At 63.4% G+C, this 18,437-nt stretch carries 19 protein-coding genes and 1 pseudogene; 3 read left to right on the top strand and 17 right to left on the bottom strand.

Annotation, left to right across the window (positions count from 1 at the left end; genetic code table 11):
• From AWB80_RS42975 to AWB80_RS36635, 5 genes and pseudogenes are all read right to left on the bottom strand, one after another.
• Positions 1-113 (bottom strand): annotated as a pseudogene (locus AWB80_RS42975) (electron transfer flavoprotein subunit beta/FixA family protein); the annotation flags it as partial.
• Between the two features lie 176 nt (positions 114-289).
• Complete coding sequence (locus AWB80_RS36650) at positions 290-1,084, bottom strand: MetQ/NlpA family ABC transporter substrate-binding protein (protein WP_061179528.1); 795 nt, start codon at positions 1,082-1,084, stop codon at positions 290-292.
• A gap of 14 nt (positions 1,085-1,098) precedes the next feature.
• Positions 1,099-1,752, bottom strand: coding sequence for a methionine ABC transporter permease (locus tag AWB80_RS36645; protein ID WP_061179527.1), 654 nt, complete (start codon positions 1,750-1,752; stop codon positions 1,099-1,101).
• Positions 1,742-2,776 carry a methionine ABC transporter ATP-binding protein gene (locus AWB80_RS36640; RefSeq protein WP_061179526.1) on the bottom strand — a complete coding sequence of 345 codons (1,035 nt, stop codon included), beginning with the start codon at positions 2,774-2,776 and terminating at the stop codon, positions 1,742-1,744. The genes AWB80_RS36645 and AWB80_RS36640 overlap by 11 nt, the downstream gene beginning before the upstream one ends.
• Before the next feature lie 166 nt (positions 2,777-2,942).
• Positions 2,943-3,866 carry a histone deacetylase family protein gene (locus tag AWB80_RS36635; RefSeq protein WP_061179525.1) on the bottom strand — a complete coding sequence of 308 codons (924 nt, stop codon included), beginning with the start codon at positions 3,864-3,866 and terminating at the stop codon, positions 2,943-2,945.
• Positions 3,867-4,165: 299 nt separating this feature from the next.
• Between AWB80_RS36635 and mltB the strand changes: the two genes are divergently transcribed.
• The 3 genes from mltB to AWB80_RS36620 all read left to right on the top strand — a co-directional run bounded on the left by mltB (position 4,166) and on the right by AWB80_RS36620 (position 6,232).
• Positions 4,166-5,326 (top strand): lytic murein transglycosylase B, encoded by a 1,161-nt coding sequence (mltB, locus tag AWB80_RS36630; protein ID WP_208635736.1) that lies wholly within the window; start codon positions 4,166-4,168, stop codon positions 5,324-5,326.
• Between the two features lie 124 nt (positions 5,327-5,450).
• Entirely contained in the window at positions 5,451-5,807 is a 357-nt protein-coding gene (locus AWB80_RS36625; protein WP_061179524.1) for a nucleotidyltransferase domain-containing protein, read from the top strand.
• A complete protein-coding gene (locus tag AWB80_RS36620) occupies positions 5,801-6,232 on the top strand; it encodes a HEPN domain-containing protein (RefSeq protein ID WP_244206924.1) in 432 nt (143 codons plus the stop codon). The genes AWB80_RS36625 and AWB80_RS36620 overlap by 7 nt, the downstream gene beginning before the upstream one ends.
• Before the next feature lie 106 nt (positions 6,233-6,338).
• Here the strand turns inward: AWB80_RS36620 and cysM are convergent, their stop codons facing one another.
• The 12 genes from cysM to AWB80_RS36560 all read right to left on the bottom strand — a co-directional run bounded on the left by cysM (position 6,339) and on the right by AWB80_RS36560 (position 18,374).
• Positions 6,339-7,241 carry a cysteine synthase CysM gene (gene cysM, locus AWB80_RS36615; RefSeq protein ID WP_061179523.1) on the bottom strand — a complete coding sequence of 301 codons (903 nt, stop codon included), beginning with the start codon at positions 7,239-7,241 and terminating at the stop codon, positions 6,339-6,341.
• A 255-nt stretch (positions 7,242-7,496) separates the two neighbouring features.
• Complete coding sequence (locus tag AWB80_RS36610) at positions 7,497-7,868, bottom strand: ComEA family DNA-binding protein (protein WP_061179522.1); 372 nt, start codon at positions 7,866-7,868, stop codon at positions 7,497-7,499.
• 74 nt (positions 7,869-7,942) lie between these two features.
• A complete protein-coding gene (rfaD, locus tag AWB80_RS36605; RefSeq protein ID WP_061179521.1) occupies positions 7,943-8,935 on the bottom strand; it encodes an ADP-glyceromanno-heptose 6-epimerase in 993 nt (330 codons plus the stop codon).
• Between the two features lie 19 nt (positions 8,936-8,954).
• The gene (rfaE1, locus tag AWB80_RS36600) at positions 8,955-9,929 is read right to left on the bottom strand and encodes a D-glycero-beta-D-manno-heptose-7-phosphate kinase (protein ID WP_061179520.1); all 975 of its coding nucleotides are present in this window, start codon (positions 9,927-9,929) and stop codon (positions 8,955-8,957) included.
• A complete protein-coding gene (locus AWB80_RS36595) occupies positions 9,895-11,298 on the bottom strand; it encodes a UDP-glucose dehydrogenase family protein (protein ID WP_061179519.1) in 1,404 nt (467 codons plus the stop codon). The genes rfaE1 and AWB80_RS36595 overlap by 35 nt, the downstream gene beginning before the upstream one ends.
• A gap of 84 nt (positions 11,299-11,382) precedes the next feature.
• Positions 11,383-12,558, bottom strand: a complete 1,176-nt coding sequence (lapB, locus tag AWB80_RS36590; RefSeq protein WP_061179518.1) for a lipopolysaccharide assembly protein LapB — start codon at positions 12,556-12,558, stop codon at positions 11,383-11,385.
• 42 nt (positions 12,559-12,600) lie between these two features.
• On the bottom strand, positions 12,601-12,894 hold the full coding sequence (locus tag AWB80_RS36585) for a LapA family protein (protein WP_061179517.1): 294 nt from the start codon (positions 12,892-12,894) through the stop codon (positions 12,601-12,603).
• A 257-nt stretch (positions 12,895-13,151) separates the two neighbouring features.
• A complete protein-coding gene (locus AWB80_RS36580; RefSeq protein ID WP_061179516.1) occupies positions 13,152-13,481 on the bottom strand; it encodes an integration host factor subunit beta in 330 nt (109 codons plus the stop codon).
• Positions 13,482-13,503: 22 nt separating this feature from the next.
• The gene (gene rpsA, locus AWB80_RS36575; RefSeq protein WP_208635735.1) at positions 13,504-15,237 is read right to left on the bottom strand and encodes a 30S ribosomal protein S1; all 1,734 of its coding nucleotides are present in this window, start codon (positions 15,235-15,237) and stop codon (positions 13,504-13,506) included.
• A gap of 103 nt (positions 15,238-15,340) precedes the next feature.
• Positions 15,341-16,021 (bottom strand): (d)CMP kinase, encoded by a 681-nt coding sequence (cmk, locus tag AWB80_RS36570; protein ID WP_061179514.1) that lies wholly within the window; start codon positions 16,019-16,021, stop codon positions 15,341-15,343.
• A gap of 76 nt (positions 16,022-16,097) precedes the next feature.
• The gene (aroA, locus tag AWB80_RS36565; protein ID WP_061179513.1) at positions 16,098-17,402 is read right to left on the bottom strand and encodes a 3-phosphoshikimate 1-carboxyvinyltransferase; all 1,305 of its coding nucleotides are present in this window, start codon (positions 17,400-17,402) and stop codon (positions 16,098-16,100) included.
• Positions 17,403-17,447: 45 nt separating this feature from the next.
• The gene (locus tag AWB80_RS36560) at positions 17,448-18,374 is read right to left on the bottom strand and encodes a prephenate dehydrogenase (protein WP_061179512.1); all 927 of its coding nucleotides are present in this window, start codon (positions 18,372-18,374) and stop codon (positions 17,448-17,450) included.
• Positions 18,375-18,437: the final 63 nt, after the last annotated feature.

The raw sequence follows: 18,437 nt of genomic DNA, 5'->3' as shown, positions 1-18,437 counted from the left end.
AACGGGTTCATCGACATCTTCACGTTGGCGATATCGACACCCGTGTTATCCGATTTCACTCGGACCTTCACGTTGTAGTCGACCACGCGCTTGACTGGCACCAGAATTTTCATGCACACGCTCCAAAGTTACGATTACGTCAACCCAGCGTCATTATACGAGTGACGCGTCGGCTAGCCCCTCCGCAATCGGGTGGGATGGGTCGTCGTGCAATAGGAATGCGACCATTTTTAACGAACGGTCGTTCTATTTATATCCGCGAAAACCCGAACTCCACCTCTGAAAACGATTACCAGGCCGTAATCACGGCTCCCGCGTATTTGCCCTCGACGAACTGCTTCACTTCCGGCGAGTGATAGGCCGCGATCAGTTTGGCGACCCACGGCTTGTCCTTGTCGGCTGCGCGGATTGCAATGATGTTCACGTACGGGCCGCGCGGATCTTCGATCGCGATTGCGTCCGACTTCGGCTTCAGGCCCGCTTCCATCGCGAAATTGGTGTTGATGGCGGCGACGTCGACATCGTCGAGCGAGCGCGGAATCTGCGCGGCGTCGAGTTCGACGATCTTCAGCTTCTTCGGGTTCTCGACGATATCGAGCGGCGTCGCCTTCAGCCCCGCATCCGCGCGCAGCTTGATGAGACCTTGCTTCTGCAACAGCAGCAGCGCGCGCCCGCCGTTGGTCGGATCGTTCGGCACCGCGACGCGCGCGCCGTTGCCGAGCGACGCCAGCGACTTCAGCTTCTTCGAGTAGATGCCCATCGGGAACGTCACGGTATCCGCGACCTTGACGAGCTTGTAGCCGCGATCCTTCACTTGCGCGTCGAGATACGGCAGATGCTGGTAGCTGTTCGCATCGAGATCGCCGGCGGCGAGCGCGGCGTTCGGCTGCACGTAATCCGAGAACTCGACGACCGTGATCTTGAGGCCGTTCTTCGCGGCGACCTGCTTCACCACGTCCATGATCTGCGCGTGCGGACCGCCGGTCACGCCCATCTTGATGGCGTCTTCGGCATGCGCGACGCCGTTGAACATCGTTGCGGAGAGGAGCGCGGCAGCGAATTTGAGAATGAATCGACGTTGCATGATTTATCGAATGGTTATTTGTGGCTGAGACGACGAACGAGCCAGTCGCCGAACGACTGTACGACCTGCACGAACACAATCAGGATCACGACGACCGTGAGCATCACTTCGGGCAGAAAGCGCTGATAGCCGTAGCGGATGCCGAGATCGCCGAGGCCGCCGCCGCCGATCGCGCCCGCCATCGCCGAATAGCCGACGAGCGACACGAAGGTGATCGTCAGGCCCGCGACGACGCCCGGCAGCGATTCCGGCAGCAGCACCTTGAAGACGATCTGGCGGGTGGTCGCGCCCATCGCCTGCGCGGCTTCGATGAGACCGCGATCCACTTCGCGCAGCGCGGTTTCCACGAGCCGCGCGATGAACGGCGCGGCGGCGATGGTCAGCGGCACGACCGCGGCCGCGGTGCCGATCGACGAGCCGACGACGAGCCGCGTGAACGGAATCACCGCGACGAGCAGGATGATGAACGGCGTCGAGCGCACCGCGTTCACGACGCCGCCGAGCACGCGGTTCACGCCGATGTTCTGCAGCACGCCATCGCGATCGGTGAGATAGAGCAGCACGCCGAGCGGCAGGCCGACGGCCGCGCCGACCAGACCCGAGATGCCGACCATGATCAGCGTTTCCCAGAACGACTGCACGAACATGTCGAACATTTCACTCAACATGGGACAACTCCTCCACCACGACACCCTGCGAACGCAGATACTCGATCGCCTCGGCGATCTTCACCGGCTGGCCACCCGCGAGCACCGCGAGCGAGCCGAACGCCTGCCCCTGAATCTCGTCGATCTGACCGTGCAGGATGTTGAAATCGAGCTCGTAGCGGCGAATCGTCTCCGAGAGAATCGGCTGATCGACGCCCGAGCCCGTGAACGCGAGCCGCAGCAGATGGCCGCTGCCGGTCTTCAGACGCTCGATGACGCGCGCCTTCAACGCGGGCGGCAACTCGTGCGCGATCACATCGCCGATCAGCGCGCGCGTGACTTCGTGATGCGGCTGCATGAAGACATCGACGACCTTGCCTTCTTCCACCACGCGCCCCGCGTCGAGCACCGCGACGCGATCGCAGACCTGCTTGATGACTTCCATCTGATGCGTGATCAGCACGATCGTGAGACCGAGTTCGCGATTGATCTTGCGCAGCAGATCGAGAATCGCGCGGGTTGTTTCGGGATCGAGCGCGGACGTGGCTTCGTCGGAAAGCAGCACGGTCGGCTTGCTCGCGAGCGCCCGCGCGATGCCCACGCGCTGCTTCTGGCCGCCGCTGATCTGCGCGGGATATTTGTCCTTGTGCGTCGTCAGGCCGACGAGATCGAGCAGCGGCAGAACGGCCGCCTCGATCTCCGCGCGCTTCTTGCCGGCGAGTTCGAGCGGCAGCGCGACGTTGTCGAACACCGTGCGCGAGCTCAGCAGATTGAAGTGCTGAAAGATCATGCCGATGTCGCGGCGAGCGGCGCGCAGATCGTCCTTGCCGAGTGTCGTGAGATCGCGGCCGTCGACGATCACGTTGCCTTCGCTTGGGCGCGTGAGCAGATTGATCGTGCGTACCAGCGTGCTCTTGCCCGCGCCGCTGCGCCCGATGATGCCGAACACTTCGCCAGCGGGAATCGTCAGATTGACGTTGTGAAGCGCTTCGACCCAGCCACGCGGGCCGGCGAATCGTTGTGAGAGATTGCGTATTTCGATCATGGAAAATGCAAACGGCGGAAGGCTCGCCGAGTGGAACGCACCCCGCGCAGCCGGCCGCCGCTGGTTCGTAGCTGTGTAGTACCGTGGTCCGGGATTTTACAGGACGCGTTACATTCCGTTTAATAATGAATTCGGATCGGCTAATAACGTAGAGATATTTACCGCTTCAGATTTCAGCCAGCACGCGCAAATGCGCAACCACACTGCGCCCGAGCGCCGACAAGTTGTACCCGCCTTCAAGACAACTCACGATGCGCCCTTGCGCGTGACGCTTCGCCACCGCGCATACCTGCTCGGTGATCCACGCGTAGTCGTCCTCGACGAGACCCATGTTGGCCATGTCGTCTTCGCGATGCGCGTCGAATCCGGCCGAAACGAAGATCATCTGCGGCTTGAATTCCTCGAGCCGCGGCAGCCACATCATGTCGACGACCTCGCGCACCTGCATGCCCTTGGTGCGCGCGGGCAGCGGCACGTTGACCATGTTCGACGCATGATTCCCAGCGCCGCTGAACGGATAGAACGGATGTTGGAAGAAACTGCACATCAGCACGCGCGAATCGCCGGAAAACGCGGCCTCGGTGCCATTGCCGTGATGCACGTCGAAATCGACGATCGCGACGCGTTGCAGGCCGTGCACCTCGAGCGCGTGACGCGCGGCGATCGCGACGTTGTTGAAGAGGCAGAAGCCCATCGCGCGCGCGGGCTCCGCGTGATGGCCCGGCGGGCGCACGCTGCAGAACGCGTTCTCGTGGCGGCCTTCGATGACGGCATCGGTCGCTGCGATCGCCGCGCCCGCCGCGCGCAATGCGGCGCGATAGGACTCGGGGCACATCGACGTATCGGGATCGAGCTCGCTTCGACCCGACTCAGGCGTGCGGCTCTTGATGTAGTCGATATGCGCCTGCGTATGCACGCGCGCGAGGTCGGTTTCCTCGGCGAGCGGCGCTTCCTCGCGCTCGATGAGCGCATCGATCCGGCTCGCGATCAGCTGATCTTCGATCGCCTGCAGGCGCGCCGGGCATTCGGGATGCCATTGACCGTTGTCGTGCCGGAGGCAGTCGGGGTGGGAGTAAAAGCCGGTGGCCATGATGTCTCGCAATGCCGCTTTCGTCGGCTCTCGTCTCGTGTTTTTTCGTCATACGCGACCACGCGTCGCGCATTTGACGTTAAGTTACCACACCGTTCGGCACGGCCGCCCTCGCCCCGGCACGCGGGCAGTATGGGCGCAAGGCGTCGGTTATACTGCCCCGACGCCTTGCCGGCCGAGCGGTTGCGCGTTGCGTTCTGTTGAGAATCGTTGCAGATCGTTTCGGATCGATTCAACTTCCGGCGTTTTGACCGCACGCGCATCCGGCATCGCCCCAACCGCCCCCAACCACGCACACTATGACTTTCCAGTTTGCTCCGTTCGACTTCACGGCCTCATTCAAGCCGGCAAAGCGCGCACTCATCGCCTCCCTCGTCTGCGCGCTCGGCTTTCTCTCCGGCAACAGTGTCTTTGCGCAGTCGCAGCAGCCGCAGGCCGCGACGCCGCAAGGGCAGATGTTCGAAGAAGAGATCGTGCCGCAGCGTTACGCGAACAACCCGAATGTCGAAGCGTTCATCAACGACATGGTCGCGCGCTACGACTTCGATTCGTCCGCGCTGCACGACCTGTTCGCCCGCGTGAGCTATTCGGCGACGGCGGCGAAACTGGTTCTGCCATCGCCCACGCCGCAGGCCAAGAACTGGCGCGCGTATCAGTCGCGCTTCATCGAGCCGGTGCGCATCAATGCGGGCGTGAAGTTCTGGCGCGCGAATCAGGCCACGCTGCAGCGCGCTTCCGAGCAATTCGGCGTGCCGCCCGAGGTGATCGTCGGGATCATCGGCGTGGAGACGATCTACGGGAAGTACATGGGCAACTTCCGCGCGCTCGACGCGCTGACCACGCTCACCTTCGATTACCCGAACACGCCGAACCGCGTCGAGCGCATGGCGACCTTTCGCAAGAACCTGGAAGACCTGCTCGTGTGGACGCGCGATGCGCAGATCGATCCGACGACCGTGCTCGGTTCGTACACCGGCGCGATCGGCATTCCACAGTTTTTGCCGAGCAGCATCGTGCAATACGCGGTCGATTACGACGGCAACAGCCGCATCGATCTGCGCACGAGCCCGGCGGACGCCATCGGCAGCGTCGCGAACTATCTGAAGCAGAACGGGTGGGAGCCGGGCCGTCCGGTCGTGTGGCGGATCGCCGGCGATGTCGGCAGCCAGGGCATCGCACAGGCCGCCGCCGACGGTGCGCCGGAACCGAAATGGTCGCTCGCGCAATTGACGAAGGCCGGCATGCTGCTCAATGAGCCGGGACTGAACGTCGAGGCTCAGGCGGCGACGCCGCTCACCGTCGTCGATCTGCCGACGCCCGGCCGCGCGACCGAGTACACGCTCGGGCTGAAGAACTTCTACGTGCTCACGCGCTACAACCGCAGCTTCTTCTATGCGCTCGCGGTGTATCAGCTCGGCGAAGCGGTGAAGGCGCGCATGATGGCGGGCGATACGCAGTAACACCGTGTTTGCACTGAAAGGGCGCCACCCGTCATGCCGTTCATAGCGTTGGACACTGGTGCGCGCCAATGATCGTCGTGACATATGATGCTCAGTGAGCGTGATTGAACGTGAGGCGACACGCATGCACACCCTGACTGAACATCCCATCGATGCCGATACAAGGAAGACGGCATTTGCTTTTCTGGACAGAGCCACGAAAGCCTTTCCGGTCAAGGGAGCCATTCTCTTTGGCAGTCGCGCTAAAGGCAGCTTCCGCCCGGACAGCGACGCCGATATCGCGGTCGTCCTGCCCGGACCACGCGGCCAGTTCATGGTGGCCAAACTAATGATGGCCGACATGGCGTTTGACGTATTGCTGGAGACGGGAATCCTGGTGCAGCCCCTTCCTGTCTGGGAAGACGAATGGGCGCGCCCGGAGTCGTATTCCAACCCGGCGCTTCTACGTAATATCGAAAGTGACGGAGTTCGCCTGTGCTGAGCGTCCGCGATCTGTTGACGAAGGCTATCCGCGCGTCGTCCTCGGCGGCCTTGCTGCTCGATGACGGTGACATTAACGGAGCGTGCAACCGCGCCTATTACGCCATGTTCGATGCTGCACGCGCCGCGTTGCTCGCCTCTGGCGCGCCGGTCGATCCGAATGTCGTGCGAACGCACAACGGCGTGATTGCGGCATTCGGCTTGCATCTTGTCAAGACCGGTCGGGTACTGCCTGATTGGGGCCGCACACTGAACCGCGCACAGGAAATCCGCCAGGCGGCTGACTATACCGGCGACAGCGTGGACCTGGAACTGGCAACGTGGGTCGTCGAACAGTCGCGCTTGTTCCTTCAGGCGTTACAGGCCGACTTCCAGATTGACGCATCGGGACCGGCAGAAAAAGTCGGCAGCGCGCCCCGTCCGTAGAGCTTGAATAGGTCGAAATTTTGGCGAGAAGGCAGACGCTCTGCCTGGCTGAACGGCAACCCCGGCACGCCGGGGCTTTTTCATTGCGTGGGCAAAGGCCGCAACATCACGCCGGAAACACGCCCGTCGACAGATAACGATCGCCGCGATCGCAGACGATGAACACGATCGTCGCGTTCTCCACCTGACGCGCGATACGCAGTGCGACTTCGCACGCGCCGCCCGACGAGATGCCCGCGAAAATGCCTTCGACCGATGCGAGGCGCCGCGCCATCGCCTCGGACGCCGCCTGACTCACGTTCTCCACGCGGTCGACCCGGCTGCGATCGAAGATCTTCGGCAGATACGCTTCCGGCCACTTGCGGATGCCCGGAATGCGCGAGCCCTCTTCCGGCTGCGCACCGATGATCTCGATCTTCTGGTCCTGCTCTTTCAGGTATTTCGACACGCCCATGATCGTGCCGGTCGTGCCCATCGACGAGACGAAGTGCGTGAGGCGGCCTTCGGTCTGACGCCACAGTTCGGGGCCGGTGCCTTCGTAATGCGCGAGCGGATTGTCGGGATTCGCGAACTGGTCGAGGATGATGCCTTTGCCATCGCGCTGCATCTGATCGGCGAGATCGCGCGCGTACTCCATGCCGCCCGTCACCGGCGTCAGCACGATCTCCGCGCCATACGCGGCCATGCTCTGGCGGCGCTCGACGGAAAGATCTTCGGGCATCAGCAGCACCATCTTGTAGCCGCGCATCGCGGCGGCCATCGCGAGCGCGATGCCGGTATTGCCGCTCGTCGCTTCGATCAGCGTGTCGCCCGGCTTGATGCGGCCGCGCTCTTCAGCTTTCCTGATCATCGACAAAGCCGGACGGTCCTTCACCGAGCCCGCCGGATTGTTGCCTTCCAGCTTGCCCAGCACGACGTTGTTGCGGCTGCGGATTTCGTCGTCCACGACGCGGACGAGCTGCACGAGCGGCGTGTTGCCGATCGTGTCTTCGATAGTCATGTAAGCCATATGCGGAGCGGATTCGATTCCCGCGGCAGGACGCGCCCGCCGCCGGATTTTTGATATGAGAATGCTTCGATTGTAGCCCAGCGGTCCCGTCGACGCCGGCGCACCCCTGATGCGCGGATGGAATGCCGCGCGCGGCCACGCACGCACATGCAAAAACCCCCGCAGGCAGACCGTCCACGGGGGAGCCCAACACTTCCGAAGACTGAAGGAGATCGTTGACGCGCCGGGCACGCCGGCGCGCCGTGGCGTCGTCCCTTATTTCTTCACGACGACGGGTTTGGACGACGCGGACGCCGAAACCTGCGTCGCGACCGCCGGGTTCGCAGCGCCCGGCGGTGCGGCGGCGGCGGTTTTGGCGGAAGCGCCGATCGTCAGCCCTTCCGCTTCGAGACGCTGAACGGTCTTGCCGCCCATGCCTTTCACGCGCGTGCTGAGATCGCTGGCGTCCTTGAAGGGGCCATGCGCCTGACGTTCGTCGAGAATGGCTTTCGCCTTGGCCGGACCGATGCCCTTGACGCCGCGCAGCGCGTCGGAATTGGCGGTGTTGACGTCGACGGCCGCAAACGCGCTACCGAGGGAAAAGATGAGCGCGAAGGCGGCGATCGACGAAAGTGCTTGCTTGAACATGACTGAGTCTCCGTGAGGAACGGCTGGCAACGGCGCCAACCGTGAGACCCAGTTTAGAGAGACTCGAAACGCGTTTATAGCTGGCCGAATAGCCAACGCACGTAGCGATCGACGCCTTCCTGAACCGTCAGAAACGGTGCGTCGTAACCCGCCGCGCGCAGGCGCGACTGGTCCGCCTGCGTGAAGCATTGATACTTGCCGCGCAGTGCGTCGGGGAACGGAATGTACTCGATGAGCCCGCGCTGCACGAGTTCGGCGAGCGACAGCGCCGCTTCGCCATCGAGCGCGCGCAGCGAGTTCACCACCGTCGACGCGATATCGTTGAACGGCTGGGCGCGCCCGGTGCCGAGATTGAAGATGCCCGACTTCTCCGGATGATCGAAGAAGAACAGGTTCACCTTCACCACATCGTCGACCGAGATGAAATCGCGCGTCTGCTCGCCCGCGGCATAGCCGTTGTATTCGCCGAAGAGCTTGACCTTGCCCTCCGAGCGGAACTGGTTGAAGTTATGGAAGGCGACCGACGCCATGCGGCCCTTGTGCGTCTCGCGCGGGCCGTACACGTTGAAGTAGCGAAAGCCGGCGATCTGGCTCTGCGCCTTCGGCAACACCTGACGCACGATCTGATCGAACAGGAATTTCGAATAGCCGTAGACGTTGAGCGGCTTCTCGACTTCGCGCTCTTCGACGAAGCGGCTCGACCCGCCGTACGTCGCCGCCGACGATGCGTAGAGGAACTGCGCGCCCTGTGCGAGGCACGCGTCCATCACGTCGCGGCTGTAGCGGAAGTTGTTGTCCATCATGTAGCGGCCGTCGGTTTCCATCGTGTCCGAACAGGCGCCTTCATGAAACACCGCGCGCACTTTGCCGAAATCGCCGCGCGCAAAACGTTCGACGAACTCGGTCTTGTCGAGGTAATCGTCGATCTCGCAATCGACGAGATTCTTGAACTTGTCGGCGCGCGTGAGGTTGTCCACCGCGATCACGCGTTGCTCGCCGCGCTCGTTGAGCGCCTTGACGATATTGCTGCCGATGAACCCGGCAGCACCGGTAACGATGATGGTCATGGCGAAGTATCAGGTAAGGTCAGGCGAAGAGTTCGTTGTAGTCGACGGTCGCGGTGCCGAGCTTGCCTACGACGATGCCCGCGGCGCGGTTCGCATAGACGATCGAGTCGACGAGCGGCACACCCGCGCCCAGCATGGTCGCGACCGTTGCGATGACGGTGTCGCCCGCGCCCGAGACATCATACACTTCGCGTGCTTCGGCCGAGGTATGCAGCACCTGGCTCTCGGTGAAGAGCGTCATGCCTTCTTCGGAGCGCGTGAGCAGCAGCGCCGAGAAATCGAGCTCGGCGCGCAGCTTCGTCACGCGCTCGTGCAAGTCTTCCTCCGACTTCCACTGGCCGACCACTTCGCGCAGTTCGGCGCGGTTCGGCGTGATGAGCGTGGCGCCGCGATAACGGTCCCAGTCATCGCCTTTCGGGTCGACGAGCACGGGCTTTCCCGCGCGCTTCGCGTCGGCGATCATCTGCGTGACGTGCGTGAGGCCGCCCTTCGCGTAGTCGGACATGAGGATCACATCGTGCTGCGGCAGCAGTTCCGCGAAGCGCGCGAGACACGCGTGCAGCACTTCGTGATTCGGCGTGTTCTCGAAATCGACGCGCAGCAGTTGCTGCTGGCGCGACAGCACGCGCAGCTTGATGGTCGTGAGCAGTTCGGGATCGCGTTCGAGATGCCCCGCGACCTTGCTCTCGCCGAGCAACTCGACGATGCGCTCGCCCGGCTCGTCGTGACCGACGACACAGAGCAAGCCCGCCTGCGCGCCGAGCGCCGCCGCGTTGCGCGCGACGTTCGCAGCTCCGCCGAGCCGGTCTTCCTTTCTCTGCACGTGCACGACCGGCACGGGCGCTTCGGGCGAGATGCGGTTGACGTCGCCGAACCAGTAGCGGTCGAGCATCACGTCGCCGACCACCAGCACGCGCGCGGCCGAGATGCGCGCGCGCGGCACGACGGGAATATCGGCGTTAGCTGCTGCTGCCGTTGCGGTCGAGTTCGACATGAGGACGTCCTATTGCGTAATAGTCGATGCCCATTTCGGCCATCGCTTCCGGTTCATACAGATTGCGGCCATCGAAGATCACCGGCGTCTTCAGCGCGCTCTTCAAGTGCCAGAAATCCGGGCTCTTGAATTCCTTCCATTCGGTCACGATGACGAGTGCGTCCGCGCCCGTCAGCGCGTCCTGTTGCGTCTTCACGAAGTGCAGACGCTTGATGTCCTCGGGGCGATCCGCGAGGTCGAGGGCGAACACGCGCTCGGCTTCGTCGCGTGCAACGGGATCGTAACCGCGCACCGTGGCGCCGCGCTGCAAGAGCGCCTCGATGATGCGCCGGCTCGACGCCTCGCGCATGTCGTCGGTATTGGGCTTGAACGCGAGGCCCCACACGGCGAACGTGCGCCCGCGCAGGTCTTCGCCCATGCGCCTGACGATCTTGTTGACGAGTACGTCCTTCTGGTCGTGATTGACCGCTTCGACCGCTTCGAGCACGCGCAGCGTGTGACCGTTCTCGCGCGCGGTCTGCGCGAGCGCCTGCACGTCCTTCGGGAAGCACGAGCCGCCGTAACCGCAGCCCGCGTACAGGAAGTGATAGCCGATCCGCGGGTCCGAGCCGATGCCGCGCCGCACCGATTCGATGTCCGCGCCAACGGTATCCGCCAGATTCGACAGATCGTTCATGAACGAGATGCGCGTCGCGAGCATCGCGTTGGCGGCGTACTTCGTGAATTCGGCGGAGCGCACGTCCATGTAGAGCGTGCGCTCGTGATTGCGGTTGAAGGGCACGTAGAGCCGCTTCATCTTCTCGCGCGCGAGATTGCCTGCATCGTCGTCGTCGATGCCGATCACGATGCGATCAGGTCGCATGAAGTCGTCGACCGCCGCGCCTTCCTTCAGGAATTCCGGATTCGACACGACCGAGAAGCCATGCTTCGCCGAACCTTCGAGCCCGCGCGCCTTCAACTCTTCGTCGATGACCTTCTTCACCTGCAACGCCGTGCCGACCGGCACTGTCGACTTGTCGACGATCACCTTGAAGCCGTTCGAATACTTGCCGATGTTGCGCGCGGCGGCGAGCACGTACTGCAAGTCGGCGGAACCGTCTTCGTCGGGCGGCGTGCCGACCGCGATGAACTGGATGTCGCCATGTTCGACGCTCGCTTTCACGTCGGTGGAAAACTGGATGCGGCCCGCCGCGCGCGTGCGCTTGAGCATTTCCTGAAGGCCCGGCTCGTGGATCGGCACGCCGCCGTTGTTGAGAATTTCGATCTTGCGCGGATCGACATCCACGCAAAACACGTCATTGCCGATTTCGGCAAGGCACGCGCCGGTCACAAGACCGACGTAACCCGTGCCGACGATGGTCACTTTCATACGCTTTCCGGTGGTTTCTGAAATGCCGGTGGCGGAAGCGGCGCGTTCGAGCGCCGCCTGATTTCATGCTTGCCGCGCGCGGGTTCAGACCGAGCTGGTGATCGGCTCGACGCGCCGCGGCGCGTATGTTTCCCAGCCGCTGCAGCCGGGACATTGCCAATAGAATAGTCGCGCGCGGAAGCCGCAAGTTTGACACGTATAACGCGGCAGGTTCTTGGTGCGCTGTTTCACGAGATTACGCATCAGTTCGAGCTCGCCGCGGCGCGGCTCGTCGGCGGTCGCTTCCTGGGCTTCGAGCAGACGCGTCATGCCCGCGAGATTCGGCGCGCTTTCCATCTGCTTGCGCGCGAGCGCATGCGCCGCGTCCAGGCCGCGCAACTCCTGCACGTGCTTGTACGCGACATCGAGCAGATCGTTCGACGGATAGCGGGTCGCGTAATCGATCAGCAGATCGACGCCTTCGTCCTTGCGTCCGAGCGCGGCGTACGCCTTCATCAGCTTTTCGGCGACGAGCGGCAGATACGCTTCGTTCTGCGCCTCGACGCGCTTCCAGTGCGCGATCGCGGCGTCGACGTTGCCCGCGGCCGCCTCGACGTCGCCGGCGAGAATCGTCGCGCGCACGTTGTCCGGGTTCGACGCCAGCGCGAGCTTCAGTTCGGCGCGCGCGCCTTCGGGATTCTTGCGCTGCAACGCTTCCTGCGCGAGCTCGCAATGAAAATGCGCGATCTCCATATGCAGGGACGGCGCACCCATCTTTTCGATTTGCTCGGCCGTCGCGATCGACTTCGGCCAGTCTTTCTCGATTTCGTAGATGGTGAGCAAGGCGCGCTGCGCGCCGAGCGAATACTCGCCCGCTTCGAGCGAACGGAACGTCTCCTCCGCGCGATCGAGCAGGCCCGCCTTCAGGAAGTCCTGTCCGAGCTCATAGAGCGCGTGATCGCGCTCGGCGACCGGCAAATCCGCGCGGCTCAGGAGATTCTGATGCACGCGGATCGCGCGGTCGGTTTCGCCACGCCGGCGAAACAGATTGCCGAGCGCGAAGTGCAGTTCGATGGTTTCGGGATCGAGCTTGGCGACTTCGATGAACGCATCGATCGCCTTGTCATGTTGTTCGTTCAGCAGAAAATTCAGGCCGCGGAAGTACGAGCGCGGCAGGTTCGCATTCTCGGACAGCAGCGTTTTCAGGTCATAGCGGGACGCGATCCATCCCAGCGCGAAGGCGATGGGGATGACGAGCAGCCACCAGAAGTCTAGATCCATGCGATTTGTCGTTGAATGTTGGGTGTCTGCTTTCGCTCGATATCAGATGAGCGGCGGCATCGGCGGTTCTTCCTTCACCACCGGCGTCTCGCGCGCGACGCGCAGTTCGCGCTTCAGCCGTCCGTTTTCCATCCGCAGACGTATCATCGCCGGCACGCCGGACAAGAGCCCCGCCAGCAGTCCCACGACGAAAAACGCGAGGCCGATCAGAATCAGCGGCGCGGTCCAGGCGTAGCCTGCGAGAAAGTTCAGCGTCGCGGTCTGCGTGTTGGCGAGCGCCAGCACCAGCAGCAGCACGAAAATCAGAACGCGGATCAGCCAGACGAGGAATCTCATGTAGGGTCTCGCAAGAGCGGTTGCATCAGACGGCCCTTCCATTCCGGCCGGGCCTGCGCGGTTGAACACCCAGGTCAAAGTGACCGGTATTGTAATTGATGCTTCCGGGCACAGGCAGCCGCCGGCGCTCCGCGTGGATTTTCAGCAAACAACGCACCTGTCGCGCCAGCTCCGCGAACATGAAATGCCGCATATGAAAAAAGCACCCCGAAGGGTGCTTTCCTGGTCGATTGCCTCCAGCCGACGATGCGCGCCGATCAGAGATCGTCCGCATCGTCGTCATTCGACATCTTCAGCGGCTCGCCCGCACGGCCGTCGACGCGTTCGCGCAACTCCTTGCCCGGCTTGAAGTGCGGCACGAATTTCTCCGGTACCAGCACCTTCTCACCCGACTTGGGATTGCGCCCGACGCGCGACGGACGACGGTTGAGCCCGAAGCTGCCGAAGCCGCGAATCTCGATGCGGTGACCGTTGGCCAAAGCCTCCGACATCGCATCGAGCATCGTCTTCACCGCGAAATCCGCATCCTTGAGGACAAGTTGCGGAAATCGCGACGCCAACTGGGCGACCAATTCCGATTTGGTCATACTTCAGCTTGCCGTTGAGGGCTTAGCTGTTCTGGCCGTCGAGCTTGGCCTTGAGCAGCGCGCCGAGGTTGGTCGTGCCGGTCGCGGCGGCGTTCGAATCCGAAGCTTGCAGACCACGGATGGCCTCTTGCTGTTCGGCCGAATCCTTCGCCTTGATCGACAGGTTGATGCCACGCGACTTGCGATCGATGTTGATGATCATCGCGTTGACCTTGTCGCCTTCCTTCAGCACATTGCGCGCATCTTCCACGCGGTCTTGCGCGATTTCCGAAGCACGGAGGTAGCCTTCGACTTCGCCGGACAGCGTGATGACCGCACCCTTCGGGTCGACCGACTTCACGACGCCGTCGACGATGGCGCCCTTGTCGTTGATCGCGACGAAGTTGTTGAACGGATCGCCTTCGAGCTGCTTGATGCCGAGCGAGATGCGTTCCTTGTCGACGTCGATGCCCAGAACCACGGCTTCGACTTCGTCGCCCTTCTTGTACTTGCGGACAGCTTCTTCGCCGGTTTCCGACCACGACAGGTCCGACAGGTGAACCAGACCGTCGATGCCGCCAGGCAGACCGATGAACACGCCGAAGTCGGTGATCGACTTGATGGCGCCGCTGATCTTGTCGCCCTTCTTGAAGTTGCGGCTGAAGTCATCCCACGGATTCGGCTTGCATTGCTTCATGCCGAGGGAGATACGGCGGCGGTCTTCGTCGATTTCGAGAACCATGACTTCGACTTCGTCACCGAGCTGAACGACCTTCGACGGCGCAACGTTCTTGTTGGTCCAGTCCATTTCCGACACGTGGACCAGGCCTTCGATGCCCGATTCCACTTCGACGAATGCGCCGTAGTCGGTGATGTTCGTGACCTTGCCGAACAGGCGCGTGCCCGACGGGTAACGGCGCGAGATGCCTTCCCACGGATCGTCGCCCAGTTGCTTGATGCCGAGCGAAACGCGGTTCTTCTCTTGGTCGAACTTGAGGATCTTGGCGGTGACTTCCTGGCCAACCGACAGCACTTCCGACGGGTGACGCACACGACGCCATGCGATGTCGGTGATGTGCAGCAGGCCGTCGATGCCGCCGAGGTCCACGAACGCGCCGTAGTCGGTGATGTTCTTGACCACGCCTTCGACGATCGCGCCTTCCTTCAGCGTTTCCAGCAGCTTCGCGCGCTCTTCGCCTTGCGTGGCTTCGATCACGGCGCGGCGCGACAGCACCACGTTGTTACGCTTGCGGTCGAGCTTGATGACGCGGAATTCGAGCGTCTTGCCTTCGTACGGCGTCGTGTCCTTGACCGGACGCGTGTCGACGAGCGAACCCGGCAGGAACGCGCGGATGCCGTTGACCATCACGGTCATGCCGCCCTTGACCTTGCCGGTGATCGTGCCGGTCACGAGCTCGTTGTTGTCGAGCGCCTTTTCCAGCGACAGCCACGAAGCGAGGCGCTTCGCCTTGTCGCGCGACAGGATGGTGTCGCCATAGCCGTTTTCCAGCGCGTCGATCGCGACGGAAACGAAGTCGCCCGCCTGCACTTCCACTTCACCCGCGTCGTTCAGGAATTCTTCGAGCGGAATATAGGCTTCGGACTTGAGACCAGCGTTGACGACCACGAAGTTGTGGTCGACACGCACGACTTCGGCGGAGATCACTTCGCCGGCGCGCATGTCCTGCTTGGTCAGCGACTCTTCGAACAGAGCCGCAAAGGATTCGGTATTCGGGGTGGAGGTTTGCAGGTCGGACATAAAAATCGATATTTGCACAGCCGTTTGCGCGGTGGTCCACAATGGACCGGTGAGGCGCAATGCCGTACGGGGTTAAAGGGTTTAACACACGCTTCATCTGCAGATGAAGCACCTTGCTCGCTTACACGCGAATCGCGCTGTACCAGCCGATGATCTGTTCGACCGCTTGATCGATCGACAAACCGGAGGTGTCCAGCGTCTTCGCACCCGCTGCGGGCTTGAGCGGCGCGGTGCTCCGGTTCATGTCCCGGTCGTCGCGCGCACGCAAATCTCGCAGCAAGTCATCCATATTAGCAGAAAAACCTTTTTGCATCAATTGCTTATACCGTCTCGCCGCGCGCGCCTCGGCGCTCGCCGTCAGAAATACCTTCAGCGTGGCGTCGGGAAAGATGACTGTGCCCATGTCGCGGCCGTCGGCGACGAGGCCGGGGCGCTTGCGGAAGGCCCGCTGGCGCGCCACGAGCGCCTGGCGCACCGCCGGATGCACGGCGATCGCGGAGGCGCGGTTGCCGACCGCTTCCTGGCGGATGTCGGCCGAGACGTCCACACCGTCGAGCTGCGCGCAGCCTTCGCGGAAGGTGATGTGGAGCGCTTCGATCAGTTTTGCAAGGCCGGGGGCGTCGTCTTTCTCCACCTCGTAGCGGATGCTGGCGAGCGCGGCGAGCCGGTAGAGCGCGCCGCTGTCGAGCAGATGAAAGCCGAGCGTCGCCGCGACGATGGCCGCGACCGTGCCCTTGCCCGAAGCCGTCGGCCCATCGATCGTGATCACGGGAGTGGGGTCGAATGGACGGGTCGGTTTCATCGAGTCTGGCCGTTCCGGCCCGTTGTTTCTGTCATTGAAGTCTATGAAATCGCGCTTCACGCTAACACCGCTGTAGTTACGCCTTGACGAGCGTCGCGAACCGATCGAAATAATCGGGGAAAGTCTTGTTCACGCACTTCGGATCGTTGATGCGAACCGGCACGCCGCCCAGACTGACGAGCGAGAAGCACATCGCCATGCGATGGTCGTCGTAGGTGTCGATCGCGGCGTCCGGCGTGAGTTTCGCAGGCGGCGTCACGACGAGATAGTCCGCGCCCTCTTCCACCGTCGCACCGACCTTGCGCAGCTCGGTCGCCATCGCGGCGATGCGGTCGGTTTCCTTCACGCGCCAGCTCGCGATATTGCGCAGCGTGGTCGTGCCGCTCGCGAAGAGCGCGGCCACGGCGATGGTCATCGCGGCGTCGGGGATCAGGTTGAAGTCCATGTCGATGGGCGCGAGCCTGCCGTCGTCCGACTCCACGCCGCGCACTTCGATCCAGTCCTCGCCCATCATGACGTTCGCGCCCATGCGATTGAGCGCGTCGGCGAAACCGACATCGCCCTGGATGCTCGCGCGTCCGACGCCTTCCACGCGCACCGGCCCGTGACCGATCGCGCCCGCCGCCAGAAAATACGACGCCGACGACGCGTCGCCTTCGACCATGATCGCGCCCGGCGAACGGTAGCCCGCGCCGGCAGGAATCGTGAAGCGCGCCCAGCCGTCGCGCTCGACGGTCACGCCGAAGCGCGCCATCAGGCGGATCGTGATGTCGATGTACGGCTTCGAGATGAGTTCGCCTTCGATCTCGATCGTAACGGGACCGCTGCGGCCCTCGACGACCGGCAGGCTCATCAGGAGCGCGGTGAGGAACTGGCTCGACACATCGCCGCGCACGCGAATCGGCTTGTCGATCGCGATCTTCGCAGCGTGGATCTTCAGCGGCGGAAAGCCGTCGTTGAGTTCGTAGTCGATCGCAGCGCCGATCTGCCGCAAGCCGTCGACGAGATCGCCGATCGGCCGCTCGTGCATGCGCGGCACGCCATGCACGCGATACTCGCCGCCGTTCACCGCGAGCGCCGCGGTCAGCGGTCGCACCGCCGTGCCCGCATTGCCGAGAAAGAGCTCCGCCGCTTTCGACGGAAACGCGCCGCCCGTCCCACCGACGATCAGACGCTCGCCATCCTCGCGCACCGCGACGCCGAGCGTCTTGAGCGCGGCGATCATCACGCGCGTGTCGTCGGAATCGAGCAGATTGGTGATGGCCGTCTCGCCGCTCGCGAGCGCCGCAAGCAGCAGCACGCGGTTCGAAATGCTCTTCGAGCCGGGCAAGCGCACCGTGCCGGACGCGCGGGAGAAAGGTCCGAGATCCAGATGTTCCATAGTGTTTCCTTGGGTCACAGCTTGGGTTGCAGCTTGGGTTGCAGCTTATTTCGCGGCGACGTCGTTGGACGGCTTGATGCCGCCGCGTTCCTGCCACTCTTTGCGCGCGACGCGCGAGCGCGCGAACGCGGCTTCGAGCGCCGCGCCGTCCGATGCGTCGATCGCCGCGCGAAAGCGTGCGAGCACGGCAGTGTAATCGTCGAGTTCGGCGAGCAGCGCGGCGCGGTTCGCGAGACAGATATCGCGCCACATTTCCGGGCTCGACGCCGCGATGCGCGTGAAATCGCGGAAACCGCCCGCCGCGAACGAGAATTTCAGCTCGGCGTCGGGCGTCGCGAGAATCTGGTCGACGAGCGCGAACGAGAGCACATGCGGCAGATGGCTCACCGACGCGAACACGCGATCGTGCTGCGCCTCGCTCATCTGACGCACGCATGCGCCGGTCGCGCGCCACATCGACGCGACGCGCTCGACGTCGTCGGCCGCGTTTTCCGGCAGCGGACACAGTACGACGTTGCGATCGACGTAGAGATCGGGCAGCGCCGCATCGACGCCGCTCGACTCGCGCCCGGCGATCGGATGCCCCGGCACGAACTGCGCGACCCGCGCGCCCAAGGTTCGCTTCGCCGCCGCGACGACATCGGTTTTCGTGCTGCCGGCGTCCGTGACGACGGTCCGCGCGCCGAGCAACGGCGCGATGCGCGCAAGCAGCGGCTCGGTCTGCGCGACGGGCGCGGCGAGCAGCACGATATCGGCGTCGCGCAGCGCGTTCGACAGCGCGAGGTCGTCGTCGAGCGCGGCGGCTTCGTCGATCACGCCGAGTTCCAGCGCCCGCTCGACCGACTTCACGGAACGGCCGACGCCCACGACGCGGCCCGCGAGCCCGGCGCGTTCACGCAACGCGCGCGCGAGCGATCCGCCGATCAGGCCGACGCCGAAAATAACCAGTTTGTTGAAAGAGAACGCAGCCACGGGACATCGATAAAAACGCGTCGTCCGACGCAGGGAAACCGGACCGCCGCTAACACGCGGCGG

It is taken from the genome of Caballeronia pedi (genome assembly GCF_001544915.2).
GTDB lineage: Bacteria > Pseudomonadota > Gammaproteobacteria > Burkholderiales > Burkholderiaceae > Caballeronia > Caballeronia pedi.
The sequence above is the reverse complement of the archived record's forward strand: the minus strand, read 5'-3'. Positions and strand labels throughout refer to the sequence as shown.